Raw genomic sequence first — 24,290 nt, forward strand, 5'->3', positions numbered from 1 at the left:
ATTCGTTCAAAAAGGAGATCGTGATGACTGACTTTCCAATGCATGATGTCGAATCTGCCCCGGAAAAATCCAAACCGCTTCTTGAGAATTCCCTTAAGGGCTTTGGCATGATTCCTGGCCTTCACGCCGTGATGGCCGAAGCGCCGGGAGCACTTGAGGCGTATCAGAAGCTGCACCAGCTGGTGCTCGACAGCAGCTTTGATAATGACGAAAAAACCGTGGTCTGGCAGACCATCAACGTTGAAAACGCCTGCCACTACTGTGTTCCGGCACACACCGGCATCGCCAAGATGATGGAAGTCTCCGATGACATCATCGATGCGCTGCGGGATGAAACACCGTTGCCGAGTGACAAGCTGGAGGCGCTACGGACCTTTACGCTCGCCGTGATGCGCAAGGACGGCAATGTCAGCAAAGAGGACCTGGACGCCTTTTATAAGGCAGGCTACAAGCACCGCCAGGTTCTGGAAGTAATTCTGGTGCTGTCCCAGAAAACCTTGAGCAACTACATCAACCACATCGCCGAAACGCCGGTTGATGAGCCGTTCAAAAAGTTTGAGTGGCAGAAAAAGCAGTAATCTCAGATCCTGCTGGCAACGGATGCGGCTCAGCCCGCATCCGTTGCCAGTATGTTTGCCTGCCTTGACAGTTTTGTCCTTGAGCCTTTTGCCCACGCACCGGGCCTTTAGGGTGTAAAACCTGAAAGTGTAGTTTGCTTTTTATTCGGAAGCCTAGAAGCACGATAAAGTGCTTCTAAAGCCGACGAAAATAGGGCCCTTTCCGGTGTGCGGGGGGAGTTAAGCACCCGCGCGCACTCATCCACGAAGTGCTTCTGGGTCTGTGCAGGACTCGTCCGGCCGGTTTTGTTGAGCAGGTCAACCGGTTAGCCAGTTGACTCTCAGGTTCCATCCACCGGACTGTGGACACAGGTTGGATTGTTGCCACATTCGATGTCTTCGGCGCTTACGCCCTCGGCGTGTGCAGTTGAGCCCATCGCGAAAGCAAACAGTACGCCTAACAAAGCCAGAATTTTCATGATGTATCCTCCTTATTGCTGATGTCCGTCCACTGATCTTGCCGCTGGGACAGGTATCAGTGAATGGCGCTCGCAACATAGACACCGGGTACCTGGAAGCGTTACAGACGTGCTGATCGAAATTCTCCGGCGTGGAGTTTCCCTGCCGGCGCCACTCCGTCCTCGTGTTTTTGAATTTATCTCTCTGTGTAACAGAACCGCTCCGAGTGAGTCTGAAGCACCGATCACCAACCCTTTATCAAACCCACCGACTGGAGAGGAATGATGCGTGGTTATCCACTTTTATCCTTAATTGTTTTGCTGGCCTTGCTCCCGGGCAGAGCCATGTCTGATGTCAATCGCGACAGTTTCCAGCACTATCAGAAGCTGCTTGATCGGCACCTGATTGAACACACTCTGCCCGGAAACGGACTGGTTTCCGCCTTTGATTATCGTTCCGCCCTGGCCAGCGACAGCCTGGAAAAGACACTGACTGAGCAGCGCGAAACCCTGAAGGGGTTTAACCCCGGTGCCCTTGAAGGGAAAGCAGAATCTGTTGCCTTCTGGATTAACGCCTACAATTTTTTCATGCTTGATCAGATTCTTACCGAACGGCCAGACGGCGAGCTTGTATCTTCCGTGTGGGACTATGGCGGCCGGGTTAACCCGTTTGTCGACAGCGTATTTGAGCGGAAGAACTTTGTTATTGGCGGGCGTAATTACAGCCTCAACGATATGGAGAAGGGAATTCTGCTGGGCGAGGAATACGCCAGCAAGGGCTGGAAAGATGCCCGGGTTCATTTTGCCGTGAACTGTGCATCGGTCGGCTGCCCGCCGCTGCGGGACACCATTTACACCGCCGATAATCTGGAGCGTCTGCTAGCGGAGAATACCCGGCGGGCATTGAATACGGCGCGTCATCTGCAGGTAAAAGGCGATACCTTGTATGTGACCGAGCTGTTCAAATGGTATGAAGAAGATTTCGCAGAAGCGTCGGGTTCTTCGAAGGCATTTATAGAAGCGTGGGCTGCTCCCGAGAGAGCTAATCAGGTGGCTGCCACATCGTCCCTGGAATTCATCGATTACGACTGGGCGCTTAACACGCCGGATAACTTTCCGACCCTGGATCAGCCAGTTGACTGAAAATAGCCACAAAAAAGGCCGCTATTCCGAAGAGTAGCGGCCTTTCTCGTCGCGGGTTATCTCGCGGATACTTTCACGTCAGCAACCTGCTCGACGGTCTTGGTCGGGTAGCTCTGCGCCTCATGGTACCTGTCGGCCTGACCATTCATAGCCAGGACAGTAGTCGCAGAGAAGGACAATGCGATAGCGGCGAAAATCAGTGTCAGTTTCTTCGTGGTCTGTACCTCGTTCGGTTCGATGACATGCGGGGTCTGCACCGGATGGGAACAGGCCTCGCTTACGGGGTATAGACACCGCAGTGTTGGGTTGCGTTACAGATTAGCAGTCGCGGTGAGCGGAAAATTCCGGGATTTCGATATAACAAAATACGATCAGTGCGGGCCTATGCATTCCTCTCCCTTGGATTCATAATGATCGTTCAAAAATTCGCAACGAAGGAGAAGCACCATGAGTCGACTTCTGGCCCTTGTATTGATCGTTGCAAGCTCTTTGGCAATGGCGGATGGAGATAAAACGCCTCCGCTCGTGGATGCCGACTGGCTTGATGCAAACCTGAATCGCAACGACCTCGTGATACTGGATGTTCGCTCCGGTATTGATAATGGCGGGGATCGCAGCAGTTTTCAGAAAGCGCACATTCCCGGGTCCGTCTACAGCAGTTACACGGGCGACGGTTGGCGAGAGAGCCGTGATGGTGTTGCCGGCCTTTTGCCACCGGTGGCGAGCCTTGAGCGCTTGATAGGAGGCCTGGGTATCGGTAACGACGATACGGTTGTCATTGTGCCCGCTGGGACCGGCGTTACGGATTTTGGCAGCGCAGCCAGGGTCTACTGGACCTTCCGTGTGTTGGGTCATGACGATGTCACCATTCTGAATGGTGGTTTTGCCGGCTGGCAGGCAGCCGGGATGAACGTCGCCACCGGGCAGAGTGAGCAGCGAGAGATGGTTGGGTTTGAGGGCACCCTCCAGCAGGATTTGATTGCTTCGCTCGAAGAAGTAGAGGAGGCCCGCAACAGCCAGGCCCAACTGGTTGATGCCCGGCCGAGTGACTACTTTACCGGTGAAACCCAGTCCCCGGCGGCAAAGGCTCCAGGCACGATTCCCGGTTCCCGGAGTCTTCCCCACTCGGACTTTCTGGGCCAGCGAAACCAGGCCTGGTATCTCAATGAAGGTGAGATCACGGCGAGAGTGAACCAGGCAGAGCTGGACCCGGGCGCTCGTACTATCGCCTTCTGCAACACCGGCCACTGGGCCGCCACAGATTGGTTTGTTCTCAGCGAGCTGGCCGGATTTGAGGAAGTAGCCCTGTATGACGGTTCCATGGCCGAGTGGTCCCAGGACAGCGATCGGCCACTGCAGGTCGCGAAGAAAGGTCTTGGCAAGATCCTGGATTTTTTCAACTGATCTGAAAAAGTGATTATTCATGTCTGATTCAGCAGTCCTCCAGCCCGGGTTGCAACAGCCCGGCTGGCAGGTGGACCGATTCATCGTATCGACGGCCCTGTTTGGCCTTGCCCTGTTGGGTGGGCTGATCTGGCTGGAAACCGCCCCGTTCATGGTGGCGTTGTTTGTGATTGGCACCGTGCTGGGCATGGCCCTTTACCACGGAGCCTTCGGCTTCACCGCTGGCTGGCGCAATCTGGTGGTGAAAAAACGCGGCGCCGGCATGCGGGCTCAGCTGCTGCTGTTCGGGCTCAGCTCCCTGATCATGGTCCCCATGCTCCACAGCGGCCAGGCAGGCCTGGTGGGTGCGGTGGCGCCGGTGGGCACCTCTCTTGTCGTCGGCTCCTTCATTTTTGGTCTTGGCATGCAGCTGGGCGGTGGTTGCGGCTCCGGTACGCTGTTTACCGTGGGTGCTGGCAACATTCGTATGGTGGTGACACTGGTGTTTTTTATCGCCGGTGCCGTGCTTGGATCCATTCACCTGCCCTGGTGGCTGGACCAACCGGGTTTTGATCCGGTGCCACTGGTCAGCAGTTTTGGCATCAGCGGTGCCATTTTGGTGCAGTTCGTGGGTCTCGGGTTGATCGCCTGGTGGGTCAACCGCATTGAGCGCAAGGCCCATGGAACCGTCGAGCGCGATGAACTTCTGTGGAAAGGCCAGAGCCACGGTGTACTCAGAACATTGCTCAGTGGTCGTTGGCCCTTCACTTGGGCCATCCTGATCCTTGCGGCCGGCAATGCTCTGACCCTGGCCATCGGCGGTGCTCCGTGGAGCATCACCTTTGCCTTTAACGTCTGGGGCGCCAAAGCTTTGGAAGTGGTGGGCGTTAACATGTCCCAGTTCGAGTTCTGGACCTGGGACTACCCAGCCATGGCCCTGAAGGATTCGGTGCTCACCAACATTCCCTCGGTGATGAATTTCGGGCTTTTGCTCGGCGCCATGCTTGCCGCAGGCCTGGCCAATCGGTTTAACGAAGCCAGCCGAAACCGCCCCGAAGGCCGCCAGTTCCTGGCTGCCGTGGTCGGTGGCTTGCTGCTTGGCTATGGCGCCCGTCTGGGATTTGGCTGCAACATCGGGGCGCTGTTTTCCGGCATTGCCTCCGCCAGCCTGCACGCCTGGGTCTGGTTTGCCTGTGCCTTCGCCGGTTCACTGATCGGAATCCGGCTGCGGCCGTGGTTCCGGTTGCCAAACTGAGGGGGAGGTCGACAGCATGGAAAGAGCCTACAGCCGAACCCGTATCCTGGTGGCGCTTGGGATCATTCTCGGTTTGATTCTGGTGGACCACCTCAATAGCCCGACTTTTGCCTTCAATTCGGGCCAGGGCAATGTGCAGACCGCGCTTTCCCAGAGGGATGAGACCGCATGCGCGCCCTGCGGGGCGCCGTGTCCGTCGACCAGAAACTGACCTGATCCCGGCCATTGACTACGCTTATGGCAGATCCATGCCAAATTTTCGTAGACAGGAGCTCTGTATGAACAAGGTATGCGCAGTGCTTGGAGTGGGGCCGGGCAATGGCGAGGCTTTTGTTCGCCGTTTCAGTGATGAAGGCTTCCAGGTGGCGATGCTGGCCCGCAGCAAAGACTACCTCCTCGATCTGGAGGCATCGGTTGCAGGTGCCTATGCCTTTCCTTGTGACCTGATGGAGCCGGCACAGATTTCCTCGGTGCTGGCGGCCATTGAGAGCAAGTTGGGGCCGGTCTCTATGATGCTCTATAACGCCGGTGGCGGTACCTTTAAAAATATCGAGGAGGCCAGCCTGGAGGATTTCGAGGCCAACTGGCGTATCAATGTGCAGGGGCTTGTGGCTGCTACCAAGGCGGCATTGCCCCAGCTTCGTCAGCACGAGTCAGCAAGTATCGTTGTTACCAGTGCCTCGGCGGCAACCCGGGGCCGCGTCAACACCGCGCCCTTTGCCTCTGCCAAGGCGGCACAGCGCAGCCTGGCCCAGTCTCTGGCGCGCCAGTTGGGGCCGGAGAAGATTCACGTGGCCAACGTGGTCATTGATGGTGTGGTGGATTTGCCCCGAACCCGCGAGATGCTGTCAGATAAGCCAGACGACTTTTTCGTGCAGCCGTCGGCGGTGGCTGATGCGGTCTGGGGCCTCACCCAACAGGACCCATCCGCCTGGACCTTTGAGCTGGATATCCGGCCATTCGGAGAAAGCTGGTAACGCTTAACCGGACTAATGTTACTAATCAGGAACAATGGGAGAAAAGCCATGCAGAGAACTCTAGCCACGACTATCGTGTTGAGCTGTGCTGTCAGCGCCCCCGCCTTTGCCGACGTGATTAACGGCGTTGATCTTGGTGAGCTGAATGTAGGCGCCAAAATAATAGGTCCGGTGGGGCCTGATGTCGAGGTTTCGCTGATTAATGCGGATGGACACAGCGTAGGGGATCTACGCAGCAGTGTGAGTTGCCCATCGGGTTTTACCGAGTGCATGCCAACAGATAATCCCTCCGGCACAGTCTATACCTATTCGCACACCGTCACTCCTGGCCAGGATCAACCCAATGATCCGCCATTTCCGCAGCCCTCGACAGTAGTGAATTTCAATGATGTGAACAGGTTTGAGCTGGGTTTTGAGGCGGCTGGTTTTAATGGCGTCGCTGGATACGACTTTGGCGAAGCGGATACGGCAGGCGTGAGCTTTTCCATTGAGCAGACCGAATCAGGAGAGCTGGTATGGATGACTGATTCAGACGGCTGGGACACCGGCGAGCCAATCACTTTCGTCTGGCAGACAACACAACCACCAGTGAGGCCGGGAGGGGTTTATTCAATCTCGAATTCGACCGGTCATGGTGCTGGCAAAGGCCCCGTGCCAGCGCTGAAGTGAGTGCCGGAGCCGAGCGGTCGAGTTGGCGAAACCTCTCCTGATGATTCTATTAGTTCGGTGACACTTTCGCTTACCCGGCGAAAACAGCAGAAAATGCAGTGGATTGAAGTCATTGAACACTGATCCATGCCGATGGGCGCTGCTTCAAACGTCGTTCTGCTTCCTCGAATGCAACAATCAAGGCTCCTGATTGGCTGTAAACAATAGACCAATTCGAAAGCCAGGAAAAACCTAATGCCACGATCCAAAGTCGAGTTCACCAACAACCAGAATCACAAACTTGCCGGTTTGCTGGAGTTGCCGAGCCAGGGCAAGCCCCGGGCGATGGCACTTTTTGCCGAAGAGTACTACCAGGCGGCCAAGCGCCCCAAGAGCTTTATTTCCCTGGATAATGCCGACCACCTGCTTTCAAGTGCTGTGGGCGCAGAGTATGTTGTGGATATGCTGGTTGCCTGGTCGAGCCGATTTCTATAGGCCTGCAACGTCAGTTCAGATCACCGCATTGCGAGAGACCCTTGCAGATGTTTCACAGTCGAGATGGATAAAGGTGTGTCGAAATGTCCAAACAAACCCTGAATACCGGACCCCGCATAGTGTTCTTCGATGTTGTGGAAACCGTTTTCTCTCTGACTCCGCTGGAAGATAAAATCGCAGAGCTCAATCTGCCTGCCGGTGCGGACCGGCTATTCTTCGCGCAGTTGCTGAGGGATGCCTTCGCGCTCTCGGCAAGCGGTGTTTTCTACCCCTTCCCGGACATCGCCAAAGGCACCCTGAAGGTATTACTGCACAGCCTTGGTCACGAGCACGATGAAACCACGCTGAAGGATATTCTTGGGGTTTTCTCCCGCCTGCCCGCGCACAAGGATGTCAAACCCGCGCTGGAAAAGCTGAGGGATTCAGACTGCAAGGCCGTCATGCTCACTAACGGCTCCCGGGCCAACACCGAAAAACTGGTCCACGATAACGGTATCGAAAACCTGGTTGATGACATTATATCGGTGGACGATTTCAACACCTGGAAACCGCAAACCGACCTTTACCGCCAGGCAGCGCTGAAGCACTCCTGCGCTCCGGAGAATGCACTGCTGGTCGCGGCCCATGCCTGGGATATCCACGGCGCGAAGCGGGCCGGGTTTCATGGCATCTGGGTTCAACGCCATGAGTCGCTTTATAACCCCCTGATGGGTAGCCCTGACCAACAGGTTACCGACCTAGTCGATGCTGTGGATCTGGCCGTTCAGCAGCTCAGGTGAGCATGCAATCGGTGAGCCCTGCGCGGCCATCCTCAGTGCGGGCTAACGACGCCCGTAGCCAGAATCCAGGCCACCAAAATGAGCATGGCCAACAATACCACGCACCCAAACAGAAACAGCCGCAATCTCAGAGGCACATAATTGGAGCCCATATGCACGTAGGCATGAGCGTAGCGGCTCAGAGCGAACGACCATGCCAGGGCGATAGCAACTGTGCCTGCCGCGTTGATGCTGTAGATAACCAGACAGAGTACGTAGAACAACACCGGAGCTTCAAACTGATTCGCAATGTTGTTAGAGACCTTGACCACATCCTCGGGCCATACCCGATTATCCAATGCCGCCTGCTGACGATTTACCCTACCGGTCTTTACTGCTTTGGCCTTCCTGACCCCAAGCACAATGAACATAGTCAGAGTCAGAAAAATCTGGGCCAGAACAGGCCAAAAAACATCGCTTGAGTTCATGGGGTTCCTCGCTACAAATGCGCGCCGCTGCTAAAATGGACAGTGTCAATTTATGCTGATATATGGACGGTGTCAATTTGAAAATGCAACAGAAACGTACTGTGGGGCAAAAGCATGGTGATCTACGAATGGAACTGCTTCGTGAAGGAGTAATTCTGTTAGACAGTGAGGGGGTTGGAGGTGTCACAATTCGTGCGGTAGCGCGTAATGCAGGCGTGGCTCATTCAGCGCCAGCCAATCATTTCCCCTCCAGGCGCGCTATGCTGACTGCCATAGCCGCAATGATTTTTGCCGATCTGGCTGATTTAATAGCAGAGGCGGTAGCTGATGCGGTCGATGAACCTGAACAGTCCATACAGGCATTCGCTGAAACCTGCTTCCAATTTGCTCTTCATTCCCCAAATCGCTATCAACTAATCTGGCAACGTCAGTTGGTCGATCATGACGATCCCGCATTAGCCCGGGAAATGGAGCGTGTGTATTCAACCCTGCTCTCACTACTGCGGCAAGGGCAGTTAAACCGCCATGTGGACATTGAAACCCATGCAATTGCAATCTGGTCAATGATTCACGGCTACATCAGTATGCGGCTGGATGGAAACCTGGTGGCTTCTGAAGACACTGTGACCAACCTTGCTCGAAGTAAGGCAATTCTGCTGTCGCTCATCGATGGCATCTACTGCCGTGAAACTTGAACCTAACGTTCGACTTTCACCAATGTCAGTCAGACATCTGCGAAGCCAAGGAATGGGTCAGTTTCCGGATTTCCGCTGAGCGATCCAGGCCGTCCAGGAATCGCTCAGGAATACCGGCAAGGCCCACTTGCGCGCCTACCAGTGCTCCGGCCAACATGGCCCGGGACTGATTCTGGCCGCCGCCATTGATGGCATGAAGCACCGCACTTTCAAAATCGTCACTGAATCGTGCCGCCAGGTAATAAGCCGCAGGTAACTGGTGGTAAAAAGCGCAGGGCATGCCGTACAGGTGGGAAACCTTCCAGGCGGGCTTGATGCGAATGGCCGGGTCCGTGGCCGATGCAGCAATGTCAGAGGCGGCATGCAAGGTGTCACGAACAATGTGTCGCTGGGCCCGCAGTGGCAACTCCGGGTGATCCGGCGCCGGCTGGCGGGTGGTGACTGGCTCGAAAGCCAAGGTGTTCTCCGCCAGCCACTTCAAGGGTTGCTGGTAGATTTGAGCGTCCATAGTGTCGCCCTGAATAAGACAGGCCAGAATACAGCCGTAACCAACGCCCATAGACAGCATGGTTTCGCTGCTCTGGGTCAGTGCCGTGTTATTGGCAATGGCCTGGGACAACCGGGCGGGCTCGGCGGCATAACGCACGGCAATGGCAAGGGTGCGTTCCATGGCCTCGGTAGTGTCTGCGGCCCCACCAATATCGTGCCAGGGGCGTTTCTCTGCCACCCGTCGTTTCCAGGCGTGGCGGATGGACTCGCTGGTGTAGTGGCCAGGCCCGCTTCGGGGTTTGCCATCCAGCAGCGGGAACAGGTCGTTATCCACGCGCTGGCAAAAATCGGCTTCGTCATAGCCGTTGCACTCAACCAGCGAACGCAGCATAAGTTCCAGAATAAAACCGGCCTGGCTGTTCTGCCCGGCCGTCAGGCCATGGTGAAAGCGCCCGGGTTCCGGTGTGGTGTAGTCATCAATCCAGTCGCCGTAGGTGCGGTGCAGTTCCTTCAGGTCGTAATACCAGTGAGGGCCCACACCCAGGGCTTCGCCTATGAAAGCACCCATGATGGCGCCCATTGCGCGCTCCTGCTGTGCTCCGGCCATCACTGGGATTCCTCCTGTACTCCATGCTCAACCCTCCTTGCCGGCAAACCAAGTTTTCCGTGTAGTGAGTGAATAATCGGGCACTGCTGTGGATCCTCGCTACACCGGCAACGTTTCACCAGGTTGTCCAGAGTGAATTCCATTTGTTTCAGGCTGGCGATCTTCTGGCGTACATCCTTCAGTTTTTGCTCCGCCAGCGCCCGTGCCTCATCGCAATGGGTGCCGTCTTCCAGCTCCAGCAATTCGGAAATTTCATCCAGACTGAAACCGAGCCACTGGGCCGAACGGATGAAATGCAGCCGCGCCAGCGCAGTCTCATCGTAGCGTCGGATGCCGCCATAGGGCTTCGCCGGAACAGCTACCAACCCTCGCCTTTGGTAATAACGGATGGTTTCCACGTGCATGTCGGCGATTTTTGCCAGGGTGCCGATGGTCATCATGTTGTTGGTCATAGTGGTTGAGTCTGTAGTCAGGTACGGAAGTAAGCTTAGCTTATCGATCTGGTTTTGATAACGCCCTGATGGTGACTGCCCTATGAAGAGCCCGACTACCCTGCTGCGCGTCAGCCTCATTGGCACCGTGATTGTTGCCCTGTGCTGCTTCACGCCCATTCTTGTCATCATGCTGGGCGTCCTGGGTCTGAGTGCCATAACCGGCTACCTGGACTTTGTACTGCTGCCGGCCCTGGCGATTTTTCTGGGCCTGACTGCCTATGCACTCTGGCGAAAAAAGCAATACGACGCCCTCTCTGACGACAGTAACAAGTCCCCTCGTTCAAGGAGCCCCTTTCATGAATGACAAAATCCCACATATCGCCGTGATCGGAAGCGGTGGCGCCGCCATGGCGGCGGCCCTGAAAGCCGCTGAGCATGGTGCGAGGGTCACCCTGATTGAGCGGGGAACCATCGGTGGCACCTGTGTGAACATTGGCTGCGTTCCCTCAAAGATCCTGATTCGTGCGGCCCAGATCGCGCGTCTGCGCAGCGAAAGTCCCTTTGATGCCGGTCTGAGTGCCCGGGCGCCCGGGGTAAACCGCCCGGCCCTGCTCGCGCAACAGCAGGGCCGTGTTGAGGAGCTGCGCGATGCCAAGTACGAGAGTATTCTTCGGGAGCATCCAGGAATTACGGTTTTGCAGGGTGAAGCCCGGTTTATCGATGCCCACAGTCTGTTGGTCAGATTGAATGATGGTGGTGAGCAAAGCGTTCACTTTGACCGGGCCCTGATCGGCACCGGCGCGCGCCCTGCCATACCGCCGGTGCCCGGCCTGGCGGATACGCCCTACCTGACGTCGACCAGTGCCTTGGGTCTGGACAAGATTCCCCGGAGGATGATCGTGATCGGCGCCTCGGTTGTGGCGATGGAATTGGCCCAGGCCTTTGCCCGGCTGGGCAGCCAAGTCACTGTGCTGGCCCGTAGCCGCCTGCTATCGGGGGAAGATCCGGCGGTCGGGGAAGCTTTGGAAGCGGCTTTCCGCCGCGAGGGCATTAAGGTGATAAAACAGACCGAAGCAAGCCGCGTAGACCACCTCGACAATGAATTTGTAGTGGCCACCGATGCGGGCACTTTGCGGGCGGATCAACTGCTGGTCGCCACAGGTCGCACCCCGAATACGGACAGCCTGAGCCTGGAAACTATCGGAGTGGAAACCCGGGGCGGCTGCATTATTGTGGATGATCACCAGCAAACGGCGGTGCTGGGCATCTATGCCGCAGGCGACTGTACCAACCAGCCCCGGTTTGTCTACGTCGCCGCAGCAGGAGGCAACCGGGCTGCCGTGAATATGACCGGAGGCGACGCCACCCTCGACCTCAGCGCCATGCCGGCTGTGGTTTTTACGGATCCGCAGGTGGCTACGGTTGGCCTGACCGAAGCCGAGGCTACCAATCAGGGCTTTCAAGTCGACACTCGTTCACTGGATCTGGAGAACGTTCCCCGCGCCCTGGTGAACTTCGAAACCAACGGCTTTATCAAGATGGTGGCCGAACAGGGCTCGGGACGATTGCTGGGCGTGCAAGCCGTAACCGGCGAGGCGGGTGAGCTGATCCAGACAGCAGTGATGGCGATAAGGGCCGGAATGACCGTGCAGGAAATCGGTGACGAACTGTTTCCTTACCTTACGATGGTGGAAGGGCTGAAGCTATGCGCCCAGACGTTTACCAAAGACGTCAACCAGCTGTCCTGTTGTGCCAGCTAAGCAGAGCGCCGTAACGAAATAAAGAGTCAGGTGTCTTTGTTGTCACAATAACAAAACAGGGCTCCCATGTTTTCCGTTGTCATCGCACTGACCATTGCTGCAGTGATTGGCTACACCGCTCAGGTAACCGGCCTGTGTATGGTCCGTGGCGTCAGTGACTGGATCAAGGGCAGGCGCCTGCGCCTGACGGCCATTCTCATGGCCGGATTCTGGATCTATCTGTTCACCCCTCTGATGGATTATCAAAACCACTCCTTTCTGGCGGTTTACCCATTTCACTGGTCAATCCCCCTTGGCGGTTTCGTGTTCGGTCTTGGCGCGGCGATTAACGGAGCCTGCTCTATCTCTACCGCAACGCGTCTTTCCAGTGGAGATCTTCGTATGGTGTTGACCATGCAGGGGTGGCTGGCCGGATGGGTCGTGTTGATCATGGCAGACGTGGAACCGGACCTGCGCAGAACGACCTACCAGCTCGGGTTTTTGCCCTGGTTTGCCGTGGCAACTCTGGTGCTGGCGTCGATACTGGTTTACTGGAAGTTTCGTTACCGCTGGCGTATGTGGAGCGGCATCATGCTGGCGGGCATTTCTGCAGGCTGTCTGTTCCTGTATGAGCCGGCCTGGTCACCCAGTGATTTTGTGCGGGACGCGGGGCTGAACCTGATGACGGGCACCTCGCCATCGCCATCGTTCCTGCGGGCACTGATTCTGCTCTCCATGTTGCTGGGCATGACAGCGGGCGCCTGGCATTTCGGGCGCTTCCGATGGGTGTTGCCCGCCGGTGGTGAAATCGGCAAACACCTCGGTAGCGGGCTTCTGATGGGGATTGGATCGGCACTCGCGCTGGGGGGAAATGATTTCCAGTTATTGCTGGCCCTGCCCGCGTTATCGCCAGCCAGCCTCTCTGCGCTGGCGGCTATGTTGGCTGGGATCTGGCTGGGGGCCCGATTGAGCGGACATCGGGCGCTTGGGCAAGAGCAGTGATACTCAGAAAAAATTGCCTGGCCATGTAACATTTGGCTGGCAGGAACGTCAGTATTCAGTAAGACACAAAACGGCAAGCGCCGCTGAACCGACTTACCTTACATTTCTGCATTGACTCTGCGTGACCTTTGCATCGTTGGTCGGGTCACAGACCCCTTGGGTGGAGCTGGTCTCCACCCTTTTTTTGATCTCTTCCTCGATAACCCAAAGCCGGTCCTGGCCCCAACAGCTGACAGCGCCATATCGGAAACTGGGAACGCCCCAGAGACCACATTCATACATGGCCTGGCGGTTTTCTTCTGCCCAGTCCCGCCAGCTTTCGTCGTTCAGAAGGGTTTTGGCTTTTTGCCAGTCCAGACCGGCGCGTTCAACAATCCGTTTAAGCCCTTCATCGGTTTCCGAGCGAATGCCCTCGGCATTGACGGCCCGGGCGTAGGTGCGCATGTAGTCGATTTCACGGCCCTCGGAGCGAGCGAACTCGAACAACGCGTAGCATCGCTCAACCCCCGGGCCGAGCGGGTCGGCCACAAAGCCGTAAGGAATGCCCAGCTTGTCGGCTTCTCTTTTGGTGTCGTGAAAGATGTACCATTTTTTGGCATCGGGCACGGATTGTCCGCGCATCAGCATGGGCAGAACCGGCCGGAGCTGGAGCGGGATGTTCCAGGCATTGGCCAGCCGGGTTGCCCGTTCCAGGCCAAGATACGAGTAGGGACTTCGTATCGAGAAAAACACCTCCAGAGGGGTCTTGGTGGCCGGGTGGTTGCCGGGAAGCGCGGTGGCGTTAGCGGTCAGGTCTGCCCAGGTGCGGGTGAAGGTGGTGGCCTCGGCAGCATTTCGTTTCAGCCCCTGCCTTGTGAGGCTTCGCTCCAGATGGTCCAGTCGATCCACGCCCCAGAACCAGTCGCCCAGGTACCAGACCATACTGCCCTGATAGTGCCCGAGCCGGCGGAGCATCGCCTCATTTTCGGATAATGTGGCTTCATCAGGCGGACCACCAGCTGCTTCAAAGGTTGTTGAACGCCAGAGCTGCTCGAACACTTTAAGGGCGGTCGACAGCGCTTCCGAAGCTTTTTCCGCAGCCAGTAGACGCGCGGTCGCTGAAGTCAGTTCGGTTTCAGAGGGCGGGGTTGGCCGGTCGGGGGGCGTGAAGTCATAGAGGTTTGCCAGCCTTGTGGCGTCCTGCTGGGCCCAGGCACGCCAGAGTGCCGGTTCCGGAAACATGTCATCATCCAGCCGCCATACCGTGTGAAGTCGGAAACGCACCCGGTAGTTTTCCTGAAGCTGCGTGAGGGCCTGCAACAGCGGAAGGCCGTAGGGATCACGCGGGTTTATGAAAACCCGTGCCAGGTCCTGCTCGCCCCTGATCTTTGCCCGTGTGTTCTGGATGGCATTTTTAATGGAATGCCTGGGGGCACTGGACAGGGCGCGGGCGAACCATGGCATGAGGTCCGCTTTCTCGGGACGGCGCATGGAAAATCCTTGTTGTTATTGGTGAAGGTGGAGCCAGCGGGCCAGCCGTGAATCCGGATGACGGCTGAGCGACCAGGGTAACCATACCATCACGGCCAGGATAGCCAGTGCAGCCACGACCGTCAGCACCGGACTGAGTTTGAACGTATTTCCCAGTCCTGCAAACACCAGGGTCATTGGCAGCATGCCAATGGTCGTTGCAACGATAAAACGCCAGGTGTGAATTGCAGTCACCCCCGCGGCATAATTGATCAGGGCAAATGAGAAAACAGGAATCAGCCGCGTCAGCAGGATGGCAATGGTCAGGAAGCGCTGCGAGCCGTCCCTGGCCAGAACCGGGTTGTCCGGGAAGCGTCTACAGATTGCTTCGCGACCCAGGAATCGGGCAATCCAGAAGGCCAGGAGGGCGCCGACAACGGCCCCCGTGGCTGCAATAGCGGTTCCCGGCAGAACGCCAAAGGCAAGTCCGGCCGTGGCGCTGACAGGGAGTGTGGGGATCGGGCCTACAACCACCGCGATCAACATCAGCAGCATTAACAACACCGGGCCGACAGCACCCTGGCTCTGCAGCCAGGTCGCGAGCACATCCAGCGACAGGTTTGGCGGCATTCCCAATATCTGCAGCAGCAACCAGGCACCCGCCAGTGCGCCGATTACCACGAGGACAACTGCAATTCTTGATGTCATCAAACAGCCTTGTCTATTGCCAGCGATCGGCCCTTGCCAGCCGCCAGTCTTCAGCCCAGTCCGCCGGTGCGCAGTCTTTTTGCAACAAACAACCGGGTTCGATACCGGGGTAGAGCTGTGCATAGTTCATCACCAGGCTCGGATTAACACGCCGGTTCAGGTGGCGTGGTTGCAGGTCTTCCAGGCGGTCAATGCCGAGAATGCCGAGCAGCTCTGCCAGGGCCTCGACCGAGGAGTGCTGATAGTTTGCCACGCGAACGCCTTTGTCGGTTACGTCCAGCTGTTTATAACGGGCCGGATTGGTGGTTGCGACGCCAGTCGGGCACTTATCCGTGTTACAGCTGCGGGACTGTATGCAACCCAGAGCCATCATCATACCTCTCGCCGAGTTTACGGTATCGGCGCCCAGAACCATCAGGCGCAGCATATGGAATGCCGAAAAAGACTTGCCCGAGGCGATCAGGCGCACCTGATCACGAACGCCAATGCCTTTGAGGGCATTATGCACAAACTGCAGTCCATCCCGCAGCGGCATGCCGACCGAATTGGTCAGCTCCACCGGGGCCGCGCCGGTGCCCCCCTCACCGCCATCCACGGTTATGAAGTCTGGTAGCCGGCCGGTCTCCAGCATGGCCTTACAGATGCCGAGGAATTCCTGTCGGTTACCGGGGCAGAGCTTGAAACCTACCGGTTTGCCACCGGACAGCGCCCTCAGTTTGGCCGCGAACGTCACCAGCTCGATCGGGCTTGAGAAGGCCGAATGACCGGGCGGCGACAGAACATCCTGGCCCATGGGGACCTTCCGGATGTCAGCGATTTCCCGGGTCAGTTTGGAAGCCGGTAGTACGCCGCCATGTCCGGGTTTGGCGCCCTGGGAGAGCTTGATTTCGATCATCTTCACGGAATCCCGGGCCGCTTCCCGGGCAAACAGCTCCGGATCGAAGTTGCCTTCCGAATCGCGGCAGCCGAAGTACCCGGTGCCGATCTGCCAGACCAGATCGCCGCCGTATTTCAGGTGCCACTCACTGATACCGCCCTCACCGGTGTTATGGAAAAAGTTACCGAGTCTGGCGCCCCGGTTCAGGGCCATGATGGCATTGCGGCTGAGTGCGCCATAGCTCATGGCTGAAATGTTCAGTGGCGCTGCATCGTAGGGTTGGGCGCAACGACCTTCGCCAAAACGGATCCGGAGGTTGGCCGGAAGACAGTGTTTCGGCGCCAGGGAATGATTGAGCCACTCGTAGCCGTCCCGGTAGACATCAAAAATGGTTCCAAAGGCCCGGGTATCGTTGTCTTTCTTGGCCCGCTGATAGATCAGGCTGCGGAACTCCCGGTTCACCGGTGCGCCATCCAGATCGGACTCCACAAAATACTGCTGCAACTCTCTGCGCACCGATTCAAACAGATACCGGAAGTGCCCGATTATTGGATAGATGCGCAGAAGGGTGTGGCGGCTTTGCAGGAGGTCATAGGTGCCCAGTGCCAGCAGGGGCCCGGCAATCAGCCAGAGCCATTGAGCCGATGGCCACTGAGTGGTCGCCAGAGAGAGTGCAATGACGACCATCAGGCCCGAGAGGATGAAGGCATGTCGAAAAACCATGGTTTTATTCCTGACTTGTTTGGAGCTTGTTCGTTGTTTGATCCGGTGAATCAAGGACACCTTCGAGGCAGCGTTGTTACAGAAACAACAATCCCCACTGCCCAAAAGCGAAACAGGTCGGGCGAAAGAATTTCGAGCCGTGTTGTAACAGTTGCAAATCTCATGTGTCGGTATCCGTGAAACGCGAGAAATCAGTGCCCTGACGACGACGGGCAACGGATAACCGGAACGGAGAGCGCGACAAGATGACTCGGCATGATCGTCAGTACTGGATGGGTGGCAACAGGTCCTACGAGCAGGATCGCTTCTTCGAGGAGTCCCTCGATAAATCCCTGTGGCAAAAGGCTGAAGGCCCTGAAAGCTGGGATGCCTGCTGGTACACGGGCATGCCGGATCCGGAATTCTTCAGTCAGGTGGGGCCGGAGCGAAAAATTAACCACATTCCCGGCAACAATGCCCTCACGGTGAAAAGCCGCCTTTACCGCAGCCTGATGGACTTGCGGGATCGGGTCGAGCGGCAGGAAAAGGGCGGCAAACATCTGACCGTCCGCCTGGCGTTCGTGCCGAAGGTGTTCTCGATGCCTGAGGACTACCATGCGTTCCAGCAGGCGGCGCTGGATAATCCGGACAAGCGCTGGTTGCTAAAGCCCAAGAACGCCGCCCGGGGTAAGGGGATTCAGCTGGTGGGGGACCCGGCCGACGTGCCGATGGAATCCTCCTGGATGGTTCAGGAATACCTGGAAAATCCCCACACCATGCATGGCCGGAAATACGTTTTGCGGCTGTATGTGCTGGTTTCTTCCGTCTCGCCGTTTCGTGTTTACCTGTATCACCAGGGCTTCGCCAAGCTGGCCTCTATGCCTTACGACGAGGAAAACGCGAACAATCCTTACAGCTATCTCACCAATCCGGATGTGAACGCGCTGAATCTGGATGCCGACGTGCCCGTGGAATTCGTGGATTTCGAACGTTACCGGGCCTGGCTCCGGGAGCAGGGACACGACGATGAAGCCCTGTTTGCCAAAATCGAGGACATGGTCGCCCTGACCTGCCTGGCTGCCCTGGAGCCCATGCGAGAGCGTTCCCGGGTGATCGGTGCCGATACCCGTGGCTGTTATGAGCTTATGGGCATTGATTGTCTGATCGATGCTGACATCAAGCCCTGGATCCTGGAGTGCAATCTCAGCCCCTCCCTGGAAGTGTGTGCCGGCCCGGAGAGTGGCGGTGACATCGAGGAACGCATCAAGGGTTCCATTGTTGCTGACATGGTCGAAATGCTCGGCCTCAATCGCCCCGCGCATGAAGAATCCAGCGGTTCGATGGTGGAGCAACTGGTCCGTGAAACCCAGGCCGAGATGGGCCGAAGCGGCGGCTTCAGAAATCTGATACCGGGGTCGAACCCCTCGGCGTACCTGCCGTTCATGGCCTTGCCACGGTTATCCGATTGGGTAGTCGCCCAGGCCCTCTCGGACCGCCCCCTGAAACAACCCCGGCTGGAACGCTGGGTGGCGGAGGAAACCTTCAGTGAAGACCAGGTTTACCTCTACGACACCCGCCTGGGCCACCTGAGCAGCCTGAACGAGACCGCGTCCCTGATCTGGTTGATGGCCACAGAGGGTGCCGGGCCGGATGATATTGCCTCGGCGCTGGTGGAGTCCGCCCTGAAAAGCATGCCCACTGCCCCGAATGCCTGGGCAATAAGGAACGATGTCTGGAATACCCTGGCGGACTGGGTCAATAACCGCTTCCTGGTTCAGTCCGAGGGGCAGCCTGCCAATCGGGATGCGCCAGAGTCTGGCCAGCCTCCGTTCCCGGAAACGTCCACCATGATGTCGATGGCCCTGTCCTGCGGGCGTTTCCGGGCCCGCTTCTTTACCGACAGCGCGCCGCTGGTCAACCGGATTGAAAGCCTGCTTGAACCCATGGCCACTTCAGATGAGGCGGGGAAGGACTCATTGCCAAGGCTTGAAATTGTCCGGGATACGCCGGGTTTCACACTGATTCTTGATGGCCGGGTGATCCGCTCGCGACTGTCACTTGCAGCGGTCGTTCCGGCGCTTGCCAGTTGTCTGGCCACCCATGCAGCCAGACACGATGACATTGCCATAGACGCCGGTCTTGTTGCCGGCTCCGATGGTGAAATGTTCCTGGTCAGCCATTCTGAGTTGTCTGTGCGCGACGCGCTGACGTTGGCACTGTCCACTCAATGGCGTATGGATTCTGGTCGCGGCGCACTGCTCAAAAGCACCGATGGCTCATGCGTTACGTGGCTGGGGCTGCCCCTGCACGACAACGACAAGGGTGGTGTGTTCATGCCCGCGCAAAAAGACATCGCCGGCTTTGCCGGTCGGGTAGTAGCCGTGCTCGTTCCGAGTGAGAAGCCACTCGAAGACAAAAGCGGTGTACAGGCCCTGACCTTGAACGAAAGCCTCAGATACCTGATCTCCAGCTGTTGTGCCGAAGGTGGGCGGCCGCTGGATACCGATGGCTTCGCCAGGCTGGCGGGTTGGCTGGAAGGTCGTGAGCGCTATCTGGTGGACATGAACAATCTGGAGGCCGCTGCGGCGGCACTGTCCGGGCGGTGTTTTGAGAAGGCACCGCAAAAGGCATCCGGGGGCCGTTGAGCGCAAAAGCTTTTCGGCTCCGGGTATGGAGAAGCCGGGCGTGACGCCTGGCAGTTGTTACGTTAAATCAAGGGGGACACATCATGTCCAGAGAAACACAGAAACAGAGATTGCTAGGCAAGCTTGCCCGGGGCATGGCCTATACCGGCCCCGTGTTTGCGGTTGTTATGGGTGCCTCGGCGTTCAACGTATCGGCCGCCGACGCCACGGCTGAACCGGGCTACCTGATGCTCGCCGCCGGAGAGGCGGAAGCCGAAGGCGAAGCGAAAGGCAAGGCTGAAGGCGAAGCAGAGGGCAAAGCTGAAGCTGAAGGCGAAGGTGAAGCCGAGGGAGAAGGCGAAGCAGAAGGTGAAGCCGAGGGAAAATCCGAGGGCTAAGCCGTTGATCGGGTGGGCACGAGTAACCCTTGTGTCCACGCGGTTGCTTTCATTGCCTCAGTTTCAAAGGTAATAGAACCCGGGACCAACAAGAAGCGGACGAATACCATGACTCAATCAGGCTCTGAGCGAGACGAAACCGTTAATGACATTGTTGAAGAGAACGCCCACGCAATCGGGCAACTCATAGATCTGTTGGAAAACTTACCCGGCAATCTGTACCGGCAAAGTTTCGGCCAGCGCAAGCAGCATGTGATTGGCAAGCATGTTCGGCACATTATTGACCATTACAGTGCCCTGCTGTCGGCAACGGCATCACCCGGAGCACTGCTCGACTATGAAAACCGTGACCGTGAGCTGTCACTGGAAACCGATCGGCGGGCCGGGGCCAACCGATTGTCAGAGATTCTGCAGACGTTGCGCAGCCGATTCAGCGGGAATCACGCCAACGAACTTGCCATGTTGCATACCAGCGACGAACAGGGGCAGGTAGTCACAACCAGCGTGGATCGCGAACTGGTTTTCCTGGCCAGCCATACCATCCATCACATGGCGATTATCGGCATGCTGGCCGAGCAGGCGGGGTTGGAAGTCAGTGCCGGGTTCGGGGTTCATCCCTCCACCTTGCGGTACCTGCAAAGGCAGGCCCGGGGTATGTCCGAAAGCGCCTGATCCCATGTGTACCCTGAGCTGGCATTACTCACCGGAAGGACTTGACCTGTTTTTTAACAGGGACGAGTCGTTGCAGCGCCCTGAAGCAGAGCCGCCCGTTATTGAGTGCCGCGATGGAATAAATACAGTGATGCCGAAAGATCCGTCCGGTGGCGGGACCTGGATCGCAGCAAACAGTCAGGGCGTCATTCTCGCTCTTTTGAACAACTACCGTTACCCATCCCGGGTGCCTGCCGGGCAGGCGATAAGTCGGGGTCTCCTGGTCAGACGTTTAAGCTCAGCGCACACGATTGCCGAAGTCCGGGCATTCCTCTGGAGCGAGACCTTATTCCAGTATCCACCGTTTATTCTCCTGGCATTCAACGGGGAGCCCTCTGGTCCGTTCAAGTGGGAGTGGACCGGCGAAATGCTCAAGGAAACCCGGGATGAGTCGGAGACGACCATCAGTTCTTCGTCTCTCATGCCACGATTTGTTCCCGCACTTCGCCGTTATCTGGTTCGCCAGGCACTGAAACGCTGTGAGCCAGGCCAGGCCGCTGGGCGCCTCATGGACCTGCACCGGAACAAGCGTGGCTGGCCTGAGAGCGTGGCCATTGCCATGAAGCGCAAAGGTCGCGCCACGGTAAGCCTGAGTCATATCCGGGTAACTGAGGCCGATCTCACGTTCAGATACTGGCCGGGCTTTCCGGGCAGTAACAAATGCGCGGCCGGGGTGTCCGTGCTTCAAAGGCCTGGATCGCAGGCCCGCACCCTGAACAAGGAAAATACGACCGGAGGTTGCAGAAATGTCCACAGACAAAAATCGAAAGGAACTTTTACGAAAACTGTCCCGGAATCTCATGGTGTCGGTTCCCATGATGACGGTAGTGGCCGTGGCCGGCTTCAACGCGAGCAGCGGCCCCGGGCTAGGACTGATCCCTTCGGCTGAAGCCGCACAGGGTGAGGCTGAAGGCGAAGCCAAAGGCGAGGCGGAAGGTGCCGCCAAGGGTGAAGGAGAAGCTGAAGGTCGCGCCGAAGGTGAAGCCGAGGGCCGCGCAGAAGGTGAAGGCGAAGCTGAAGGAAAAGCCGAGGGCGAAGCTGAAGGTGTGTCTGCCAAGCTCAAAAAGGCGGTTCGCCGTCCCGAAGGCTATACCCCCTATCAGGGCAATGTTGCTGATCTGAGAGCCAAGGGTGAGAAGCTGTTCAACGACACCAGCTTGTCTTCCAACGGGCTTGCCTGTGCCACGTGCCACGCAAACGGGGCGGGCTACAACGCGACCTTCAAGAACGAATACCCGCATGCTGTCGCTATGGGCAAACGGGACTTTGGCATGGATATGGTCTACCTGGATGAAATGGTTCAGATCTGCATGGTGGCCCCCATGGCTGCTGAGCCCCTTGAGTGGGGTTCCGAAGAGCTGGCTGCGCTGACCGAGTACTCCCGGGTGCAGCAAAAGGAATTTATCGACAAGCAATAACGTCGCTTTGCATCGGTGAGTCTGCTGTCGATCTTGGGTGGGGATGAAACCCCACCTTTTTTTGTAATTTAGAGGTCTCTCGGGTGTCTCTCTGGAAAGACCAGAGAAACGCGAGGACGTATGAAACCGGTCGTGGGACTAGAACCAGAAATAACCAATCGGGGAATGGCCGGAGAGGACCACGCGCTTGCCAGGCGATCCTTCAATGAGTGGGCCAGACAGCTTGCGGGCTGCCGCTTGTGCCGTAATCTCACACTGGCGGCCTTTGCGGCCATTCTGGCCATTGAGGTCGCCATCCTTATTCCGTCGTACCGCAATTACGAAGAAGACCTGTTGAATGAACGGGTTGATGTTGCCAGTCAGGCGGTCATCACTTTCCTGAAACATTCCCGAAGCCGCGAAATAACAATCGATGCCCTGGAATTGCTGATCGCCAGCAGTCCGTTGACCGGCGTTTCCTTGCGCAGAGACGGTATCGAATATGAGGCAGGAGAGGCTATCCGAATGCCCCATCCTGCCGATGGTTTGCTACGCTCAGCGCCCAGAACACCGCAGGGGACGATTGACCTCTCCTGGGGCGCCGATCCGTTACTCTCGGACTACGAGGTGCTGGCGCGGGTGGATGTCAGTGACGTGTCATCGGAGCTGATTGCCTTTGTGTTCCGGATACTGGGGCTGTCGCTGCTGATCGCCGTTTTTGTGACCGCCGTGACCATGTTTGTGGTGGACAGGATGATGCTGTCTCCGCTGCTTAAACTCAGGGATCGCATTTCCCGGGCCGGAGAGGACGCTGAACACCCTCTGAAATACCTGACGCCCACCGGCCGCTGCGATGAGTTCGGTGAAGTGGAGGGGGTGTTCAACAGCATGCTGAAGCAGAATGCAGCTTACCTGTCACGCCTGAAATTGCTGAACCGGGAGCTCGACCAATTGCTCGAAGAGCGAACCCGCACGCTGCGCAGAACCGAGCAGGAGCTGAAAATCCGGACGCTCTATGACCAACTCACCGGCCTTGCCAACCGGAGCCTGTTCGAGGAGCAGTTGGACCACCATTTCAGCGATCCAGACCATGGCGGAGGGGAAGAAGCCGTTCTTGTGCTCGGTCTCAACGATTTCCAGGCGCTCAATGGCCTGGCAGGCCACGAGACTGGCGACAGGGTGTTGCAGGAAATTGCCCGCCGTATCGCAGGCTTCAGTGCCAATCATGGCTGGGTTGCCCGTCTTGGAGGCGATGTGTTCGGGTTGCTGGTCGGTGAGCGGGGACGAGCTTCAACGGACATTGAGGTCGGGATTTCTGCCGTTATCGAAGCCTGTCAGCGGCCGGTCCAGGTTGGCCGGAAAACATTTGAGTGCGAAGTGAGCGCCGGCGTAGCAGTCTCTGGCCTGGACGGACTGGATGCCAGGACTCTGCTCAGTCACGCTGAAATTGCCATGCATCGGGCGAAGAAGTCCCCGAGCCAGAGGGTGCAGTTCTTTGCTTCGGAATTCGGGGATCAGGTCCTTCACAGGCAGGAATTGATCCACAGTCTCAAGGCGGCCATCGAGAACCGGCAGTTGCAGCTGTATTTCCAGCCGCAGTGCGATCGTCTCAGGCGGAACACTGGTTATGAAGCGCTTCTTCGCTGGCATCATCCCACCCTGGGCCCAGTTTCGCCGGCCGAGTTCATTCCGTTGGCGGAGGAAACCGGGCTTATCGTGAAAATCGGTGACTGGGTCCTGGAGCAGGCAGTTGCCACGTTAAAAGGTTGGTCGGAACAGGGGTTTACAGGGCGCATGGCGGTGAATGTCTCTGCCCTGCAACTTCACGATCCGGGTTTTGCCGACCGCATTGCGGTTTCACTTCGGAATAAAGGCGTTTCGGCTCGTCAGCTGGAACTGGAAATTACTGAAACCGCTTTGATGCAGGATATCGAACTGGCCATGGCAACCCTCAATCGCTTTCGGGAATTGGACCTGACCCTTGCTGTGGACGATTTTGGTACTGGCTATTCGTCATTGGCGTATCTCAAGGCGCTGCCGGTCTCCCGTATCAAGATTGACCGGACCTTCGTGACAGGGCTTCCCGATAACGAGCAGGACGAGGCCCTGTGTCGAACCATCATCAACATGGCCCACACCATGGGCTGTGAGGTTATTGCCGAGGGTGTTGAAACCGAAGCCCAGGCAAGTTGGCTGGCGTTGGCAGGTTGCGATGAGCTGCAGGGGTATCTGCTGGGTAAGCCCGGGCTGCAGGGATTCCAAGGCACGGCGGATGCGGATGATAGCTGAGCTGCCG

Annotated in this window: 27 protein-coding genes; 19 read left to right on the forward strand and 8 right to left on the reverse strand. The window is 57.4% G+C overall.

Annotated features, from left to right (window positions below):
* Positions 1–23 precede the first annotated feature (23 nt).
* Positions 24–578, forward strand: coding sequence for a carboxymuconolactone decarboxylase family protein (locus MSNKSG1_RS03270; RefSeq protein ID WP_008937815.1), 555 nt, complete (start codon positions 24–26; stop codon positions 576–578).
* A 320-nt stretch (positions 579–898) separates the two neighbouring features.
* On the opposite strand, the gene MSNKSG1_RS19200 is transcribed toward MSNKSG1_RS03270, so the two are convergent.
* Positions 899–1,036 carry a hypothetical protein gene (locus MSNKSG1_RS19200; protein WP_160164265.1) on the reverse strand — a complete coding sequence of 46 codons (138 nt, stop codon included), beginning with the start codon at positions 1,034–1,036 and terminating at the stop codon, positions 899–901.
* Between the two features lie 324 nt (positions 1,037–1,360).
* On the opposite strand from MSNKSG1_RS19200, the gene MSNKSG1_RS03275 reads away from it, so the two are divergent.
* On the forward strand, positions 1,361–2,158 hold the full coding sequence (locus MSNKSG1_RS03275) for a DUF547 domain-containing protein (protein ID WP_227497943.1): 798 nt from the start codon (positions 1,361–1,363) through the stop codon (positions 2,156–2,158).
* A gap of 56 nt (positions 2,159–2,214) precedes the next feature.
* Here the strand turns inward: MSNKSG1_RS03275 and MSNKSG1_RS03280 are convergent, their stop codons facing one another.
* Complete coding sequence (locus tag MSNKSG1_RS03280; RefSeq protein ID WP_008937817.1) at positions 2,215–2,415, reverse strand: hypothetical protein; 201 nt, start codon at positions 2,413–2,415, stop codon at positions 2,215–2,217.
* Positions 2,416–2,605: 190 nt separating this feature from the next.
* On the opposite strand from MSNKSG1_RS03280, the gene MSNKSG1_RS03285 reads away from it, so the two are divergent.
* From MSNKSG1_RS03285 to MSNKSG1_RS03315, 7 genes are all read left to right on the forward strand, one after another.
* The gene (locus tag MSNKSG1_RS03285; protein ID WP_008937818.1) at positions 2,606–3,562 is read left to right on the forward strand and encodes a sulfurtransferase; all 957 of its coding nucleotides are present in this window, start codon (positions 2,606–2,608) and stop codon (positions 3,560–3,562) included.
* Between the two features lie 19 nt (positions 3,563–3,581).
* Positions 3,582–4,796, forward strand: a complete 1,215-nt coding sequence (locus MSNKSG1_RS03290; RefSeq protein ID WP_040886603.1) for a YeeE/YedE family protein — start codon at positions 3,582–3,584, stop codon at positions 4,794–4,796.
* Positions 4,797–4,812: 16 nt separating this feature from the next.
* On the forward strand, positions 4,813–5,007 hold the full coding sequence (locus tag MSNKSG1_RS03295) for a hypothetical protein (protein ID WP_008937820.1): 195 nt from the start codon (positions 4,813–4,815) through the stop codon (positions 5,005–5,007).
* Between the two features lie 67 nt (positions 5,008–5,074).
* Positions 5,075–5,773: an SDR family NAD(P)-dependent oxidoreductase gene (locus tag MSNKSG1_RS03300; protein ID WP_008937821.1), complete on the forward strand. Its 699-nt coding sequence runs from the start codon at positions 5,075–5,077 to the stop codon at positions 5,771–5,773.
* Positions 5,774–5,821: 48 nt separating this feature from the next.
* The gene (locus MSNKSG1_RS03305; protein ID WP_008937822.1) at positions 5,822–6,442 is read left to right on the forward strand and encodes a hypothetical protein; all 621 of its coding nucleotides are present in this window, start codon (positions 5,822–5,824) and stop codon (positions 6,440–6,442) included.
* A gap of 234 nt (positions 6,443–6,676) precedes the next feature.
* A complete protein-coding gene (locus MSNKSG1_RS03310) occupies positions 6,677–6,916 on the forward strand; it encodes a hypothetical protein (protein WP_008937823.1) in 240 nt (79 codons plus the stop codon).
* Between the two features lie 83 nt (positions 6,917–6,999).
* Complete coding sequence (locus tag MSNKSG1_RS03315) at positions 7,000–7,695, forward strand: haloacid dehalogenase type II (RefSeq protein ID WP_008937824.1); 696 nt, start codon at positions 7,000–7,002, stop codon at positions 7,693–7,695.
* A gap of 32 nt (positions 7,696–7,727) precedes the next feature.
* Here MSNKSG1_RS03315 and MSNKSG1_RS03320 read toward each other — a convergent pair whose 3' ends face one another.
* Positions 7,728–8,162, reverse strand: a complete 435-nt coding sequence (locus MSNKSG1_RS03320; protein ID WP_008937825.1) for an MAPEG family protein — start codon at positions 8,160–8,162, stop codon at positions 7,728–7,730.
* Between the two features lie 128 nt (positions 8,163–8,290).
* Between MSNKSG1_RS03320 and MSNKSG1_RS03325 the strand changes: the two genes are divergently transcribed.
* Positions 8,291–8,857 (forward strand): TetR/AcrR family transcriptional regulator, encoded by a 567-nt coding sequence (locus tag MSNKSG1_RS03325; RefSeq protein WP_227497944.1) that lies wholly within the window; start codon positions 8,291–8,293, stop codon positions 8,855–8,857.
* 25 nt (positions 8,858–8,882) lie between these two features.
* On the opposite strand, the gene MSNKSG1_RS03330 is transcribed toward MSNKSG1_RS03325, so the two are convergent.
* Together MSNKSG1_RS03330 and merR are read right to left on the reverse strand one after the other, a co-directional pair.
* Positions 8,883–9,953 (reverse strand): ADP-ribosylglycohydrolase family protein, encoded by a 1,071-nt coding sequence (locus MSNKSG1_RS03330; RefSeq protein WP_008937827.1) that lies wholly within the window; start codon positions 9,951–9,953, stop codon positions 8,883–8,885.
* Complete coding sequence (gene merR / locus MSNKSG1_RS03335) at positions 9,953–10,405, reverse strand: Hg(II)-responsive transcriptional regulator (RefSeq protein WP_008937828.1); 453 nt, start codon at positions 10,403–10,405, stop codon at positions 9,953–9,955. The genes MSNKSG1_RS03330 and merR overlap by 1 nt, the downstream gene beginning before the upstream one ends.
* A gap of 82 nt (positions 10,406–10,487) precedes the next feature.
* Between merR and merF the strand changes: the two genes are divergently transcribed.
* The 3 genes from merF (at position 10,488) to MSNKSG1_RS03350 (ending at position 13,128) form a co-directional block, all read left to right on the forward strand.
* Positions 10,488–10,751 carry a mercury resistance system transport protein MerF gene (merF, locus tag MSNKSG1_RS03340; protein ID WP_008937829.1) on the forward strand — a complete coding sequence of 88 codons (264 nt, stop codon included), beginning with the start codon at positions 10,488–10,490 and terminating at the stop codon, positions 10,749–10,751.
* Positions 10,744–12,147, forward strand: coding sequence for a mercury(II) reductase (gene merA, locus MSNKSG1_RS03345; RefSeq protein ID WP_008937830.1), 1,404 nt, complete (start codon positions 10,744–10,746; stop codon positions 12,145–12,147). The genes merF and merA overlap by 8 nt, the downstream gene beginning before the upstream one ends.
* A 66-nt stretch (positions 12,148–12,213) precedes the next feature.
* The gene (locus tag MSNKSG1_RS03350; RefSeq protein WP_008937831.1) at positions 12,214–13,128 is read left to right on the forward strand and encodes a YeeE/YedE thiosulfate transporter family protein; all 915 of its coding nucleotides are present in this window, start codon (positions 12,214–12,216) and stop codon (positions 13,126–13,128) included.
* A gap of 93 nt (positions 13,129–13,221) precedes the next feature.
* Here the strand turns inward: MSNKSG1_RS03350 and MSNKSG1_RS03355 are convergent, their stop codons facing one another.
* From MSNKSG1_RS03355 to MSNKSG1_RS03365, 3 genes are read right to left on the reverse strand one after another with little or no spacing between them, the layout of a single operon-like run.
* A complete protein-coding gene (locus MSNKSG1_RS03355; RefSeq protein WP_008937832.1) occupies positions 13,222–14,598 on the reverse strand; it encodes a DsbA family protein in 1,377 nt (458 codons plus the stop codon).
* Positions 14,599–14,613: 15 nt separating this feature from the next.
* Positions 14,614–15,285 (reverse strand): TVP38/TMEM64 family protein, encoded by a 672-nt coding sequence (locus MSNKSG1_RS03360; RefSeq protein ID WP_040886605.1) that lies wholly within the window; start codon positions 15,283–15,285, stop codon positions 14,614–14,616.
* A 13-nt stretch (positions 15,286–15,298) separates the two neighbouring features.
* A complete protein-coding gene (locus MSNKSG1_RS03365; protein ID WP_008937834.1) occupies positions 15,299–16,885 on the reverse strand; it encodes an FMN-binding glutamate synthase family protein in 1,587 nt (528 codons plus the stop codon).
* Between the two features lie 245 nt (positions 16,886–17,130).
* On the opposite strand from MSNKSG1_RS03365, the gene MSNKSG1_RS03370 reads away from it, so the two are divergent.
* From MSNKSG1_RS03370 to MSNKSG1_RS18660, 6 genes are all read left to right on the forward strand, one after another.
* Entirely contained in the window at positions 17,131–19,509 is a 2,379-nt protein-coding gene (locus MSNKSG1_RS03370) for a PqqD family peptide modification chaperone (protein ID WP_008937835.1), read from the forward strand.
* A gap of 83 nt (positions 19,510–19,592) precedes the next feature.
* Positions 19,593–19,886 (forward strand): hypothetical protein, encoded by a 294-nt coding sequence (locus tag MSNKSG1_RS19205; RefSeq protein WP_008937836.1) that lies wholly within the window; start codon positions 19,593–19,595, stop codon positions 19,884–19,886.
* A 108-nt stretch (positions 19,887–19,994) separates the two neighbouring features.
* Complete coding sequence (locus MSNKSG1_RS03380) at positions 19,995–20,558, forward strand: DinB family protein (RefSeq protein WP_008937837.1); 564 nt, start codon at positions 19,995–19,997, stop codon at positions 20,556–20,558.
* Between the two features lie 4 nt (positions 20,559–20,562).
* Positions 20,563–21,486: an NRDE family protein gene (locus MSNKSG1_RS19585; RefSeq protein ID WP_264622953.1), complete on the forward strand. Its 924-nt coding sequence runs from the start codon at positions 20,563–20,565 to the stop codon at positions 21,484–21,486.
* The gene (locus MSNKSG1_RS03390) at positions 21,398–22,015 is read left to right on the forward strand and encodes a hypothetical protein (RefSeq protein WP_264622954.1); all 618 of its coding nucleotides are present in this window, start codon (positions 21,398–21,400) and stop codon (positions 22,013–22,015) included. The genes MSNKSG1_RS19585 and MSNKSG1_RS03390 overlap by 89 nt, the downstream gene beginning before the upstream one ends.
* A 132-nt stretch (positions 22,016–22,147) precedes the next feature.
* A complete protein-coding gene (locus MSNKSG1_RS18660) occupies positions 22,148–24,283 on the forward strand; it encodes a putative bifunctional diguanylate cyclase/phosphodiesterase (protein WP_227497945.1) in 2,136 nt (711 codons plus the stop codon).
* Positions 24,284–24,290 lie beyond the last annotated feature (7 nt).

Source organism: Marinobacter santoriniensis NKSG1, from assembly GCF_000347775.1.
GTDB classification, from domain to species: Bacteria; Pseudomonadota; Gammaproteobacteria; order Pseudomonadales; family Oleiphilaceae; genus Marinobacter; species Marinobacter santoriniensis.

Bases quoted from the DNA above. Each gene is read 5' to 3' on its own strand.
- merA (WP_008937830.1), top strand. From the start codon at position 10,744: ATGAATGACAAAATCCCACATATCGCCGTGATCGGAAGCGGTGGCGCC.
- MSNKSG1_RS03325 (WP_227497944.1), top strand. From the start codon at position 8,291: ATGGAACTGCTTCGTGAAGGAGTAATTCTGTTAGACAGTGAGGGGGTT.
- MSNKSG1_RS03270 (WP_008937815.1), top strand. From the start codon at position 24: ATGACTGACTTTCCAATGCATGATGTCGAATCTGCCCCGGAAAAATCC.
- MSNKSG1_RS03360 (WP_040886605.1), bottom strand. From the start codon at position 15,285: ATGACATCAAGAATTGCAGTTGTCCTCGTGGTAATCGGCGCACTGGCG.
- MSNKSG1_RS03315 (WP_008937824.1), top strand. From the start codon at position 7,000: ATGTCCAAACAAACCCTGAATACCGGACCCCGCATAGTGTTCTTCGAT.
- MSNKSG1_RS03380 (WP_008937837.1), top strand. From the start codon at position 19,995: ATGACTCAATCAGGCTCTGAGCGAGACGAAACCGTTAATGACATTGTT.
- MSNKSG1_RS19200 (WP_160164265.1), bottom strand. From the start codon at position 1,036: ATGAAAATTCTGGCTTTGTTAGGCGTACTGTTTGCTTTCGCGATGGGC.
- MSNKSG1_RS03295 (WP_008937820.1), top strand. From the start codon at position 4,813: ATGGAAAGAGCCTACAGCCGAACCCGTATCCTGGTGGCGCTTGGGATC.
- MSNKSG1_RS03355 (WP_008937832.1), bottom strand. From the start codon at position 14,598: ATGCGCCGTCCCGAGAAAGCGGACCTCATGCCATGGTTCGCCCGCGCC.
- MSNKSG1_RS19585 (WP_264622953.1), top strand. From the start codon at position 20,563: ATGTGTACCCTGAGCTGGCATTACTCACCGGAAGGACTTGACCTGTTT.
- MSNKSG1_RS03330 (WP_008937827.1), bottom strand. From the start codon at position 9,953: ATGGCCGGAGCACAGCAGGAGCGCGCAATGGGCGCCATCATGGGTGCT.
- merF (WP_008937829.1), top strand. From the start codon at position 10,488: ATGAAGAGCCCGACTACCCTGCTGCGCGTCAGCCTCATTGGCACCGTG.
- MSNKSG1_RS03300 (WP_008937821.1), top strand. From the start codon at position 5,075: ATGAACAAGGTATGCGCAGTGCTTGGAGTGGGGCCGGGCAATGGCGAG.
- MSNKSG1_RS03370 (WP_008937835.1), top strand. From the start codon at position 17,131: ATGACTCGGCATGATCGTCAGTACTGGATGGGTGGCAACAGGTCCTAC.
- merR (WP_008937828.1), bottom strand. From the start codon at position 10,405: ATGACCAACAACATGATGACCATCGGCACCCTGGCAAAAATCGCCGAC.
- MSNKSG1_RS19205 (WP_008937836.1), top strand. From the start codon at position 19,593: ATGTCCAGAGAAACACAGAAACAGAGATTGCTAGGCAAGCTTGCCCGG.
- MSNKSG1_RS03320 (WP_008937825.1), bottom strand. From the start codon at position 8,162: ATGAACTCAAGCGATGTTTTTTGGCCTGTTCTGGCCCAGATTTTTCTG.
- MSNKSG1_RS03365 (WP_008937834.1), bottom strand. From the start codon at position 16,885: ATGGTTTTTCGACATGCCTTCATCCTCTCGGGCCTGATGGTCGTCATT.
- MSNKSG1_RS03285 (WP_008937818.1), top strand. From the start codon at position 2,606: ATGAGTCGACTTCTGGCCCTTGTATTGATCGTTGCAAGCTCTTTGGCA.
- MSNKSG1_RS03350 (WP_008937831.1), top strand. From the start codon at position 12,214: ATGTTTTCCGTTGTCATCGCACTGACCATTGCTGCAGTGATTGGCTAC.
- MSNKSG1_RS03305 (WP_008937822.1), top strand. From the start codon at position 5,822: ATGCAGAGAACTCTAGCCACGACTATCGTGTTGAGCTGTGCTGTCAGC.
- MSNKSG1_RS03390 (WP_264622954.1), top strand. From the start codon at position 21,398: ATGGTGTCGGTTCCCATGATGACGGTAGTGGCCGTGGCCGGCTTCAAC.
- MSNKSG1_RS03275 (WP_227497943.1), top strand. From the start codon at position 1,361: ATGTCTGATGTCAATCGCGACAGTTTCCAGCACTATCAGAAGCTGCTT.
- MSNKSG1_RS03310 (WP_008937823.1), top strand. From the start codon at position 6,677: ATGCCACGATCCAAAGTCGAGTTCACCAACAACCAGAATCACAAACTT.
- MSNKSG1_RS03290 (WP_040886603.1), top strand. From the start codon at position 3,582: ATGTCTGATTCAGCAGTCCTCCAGCCCGGGTTGCAACAGCCCGGCTGG.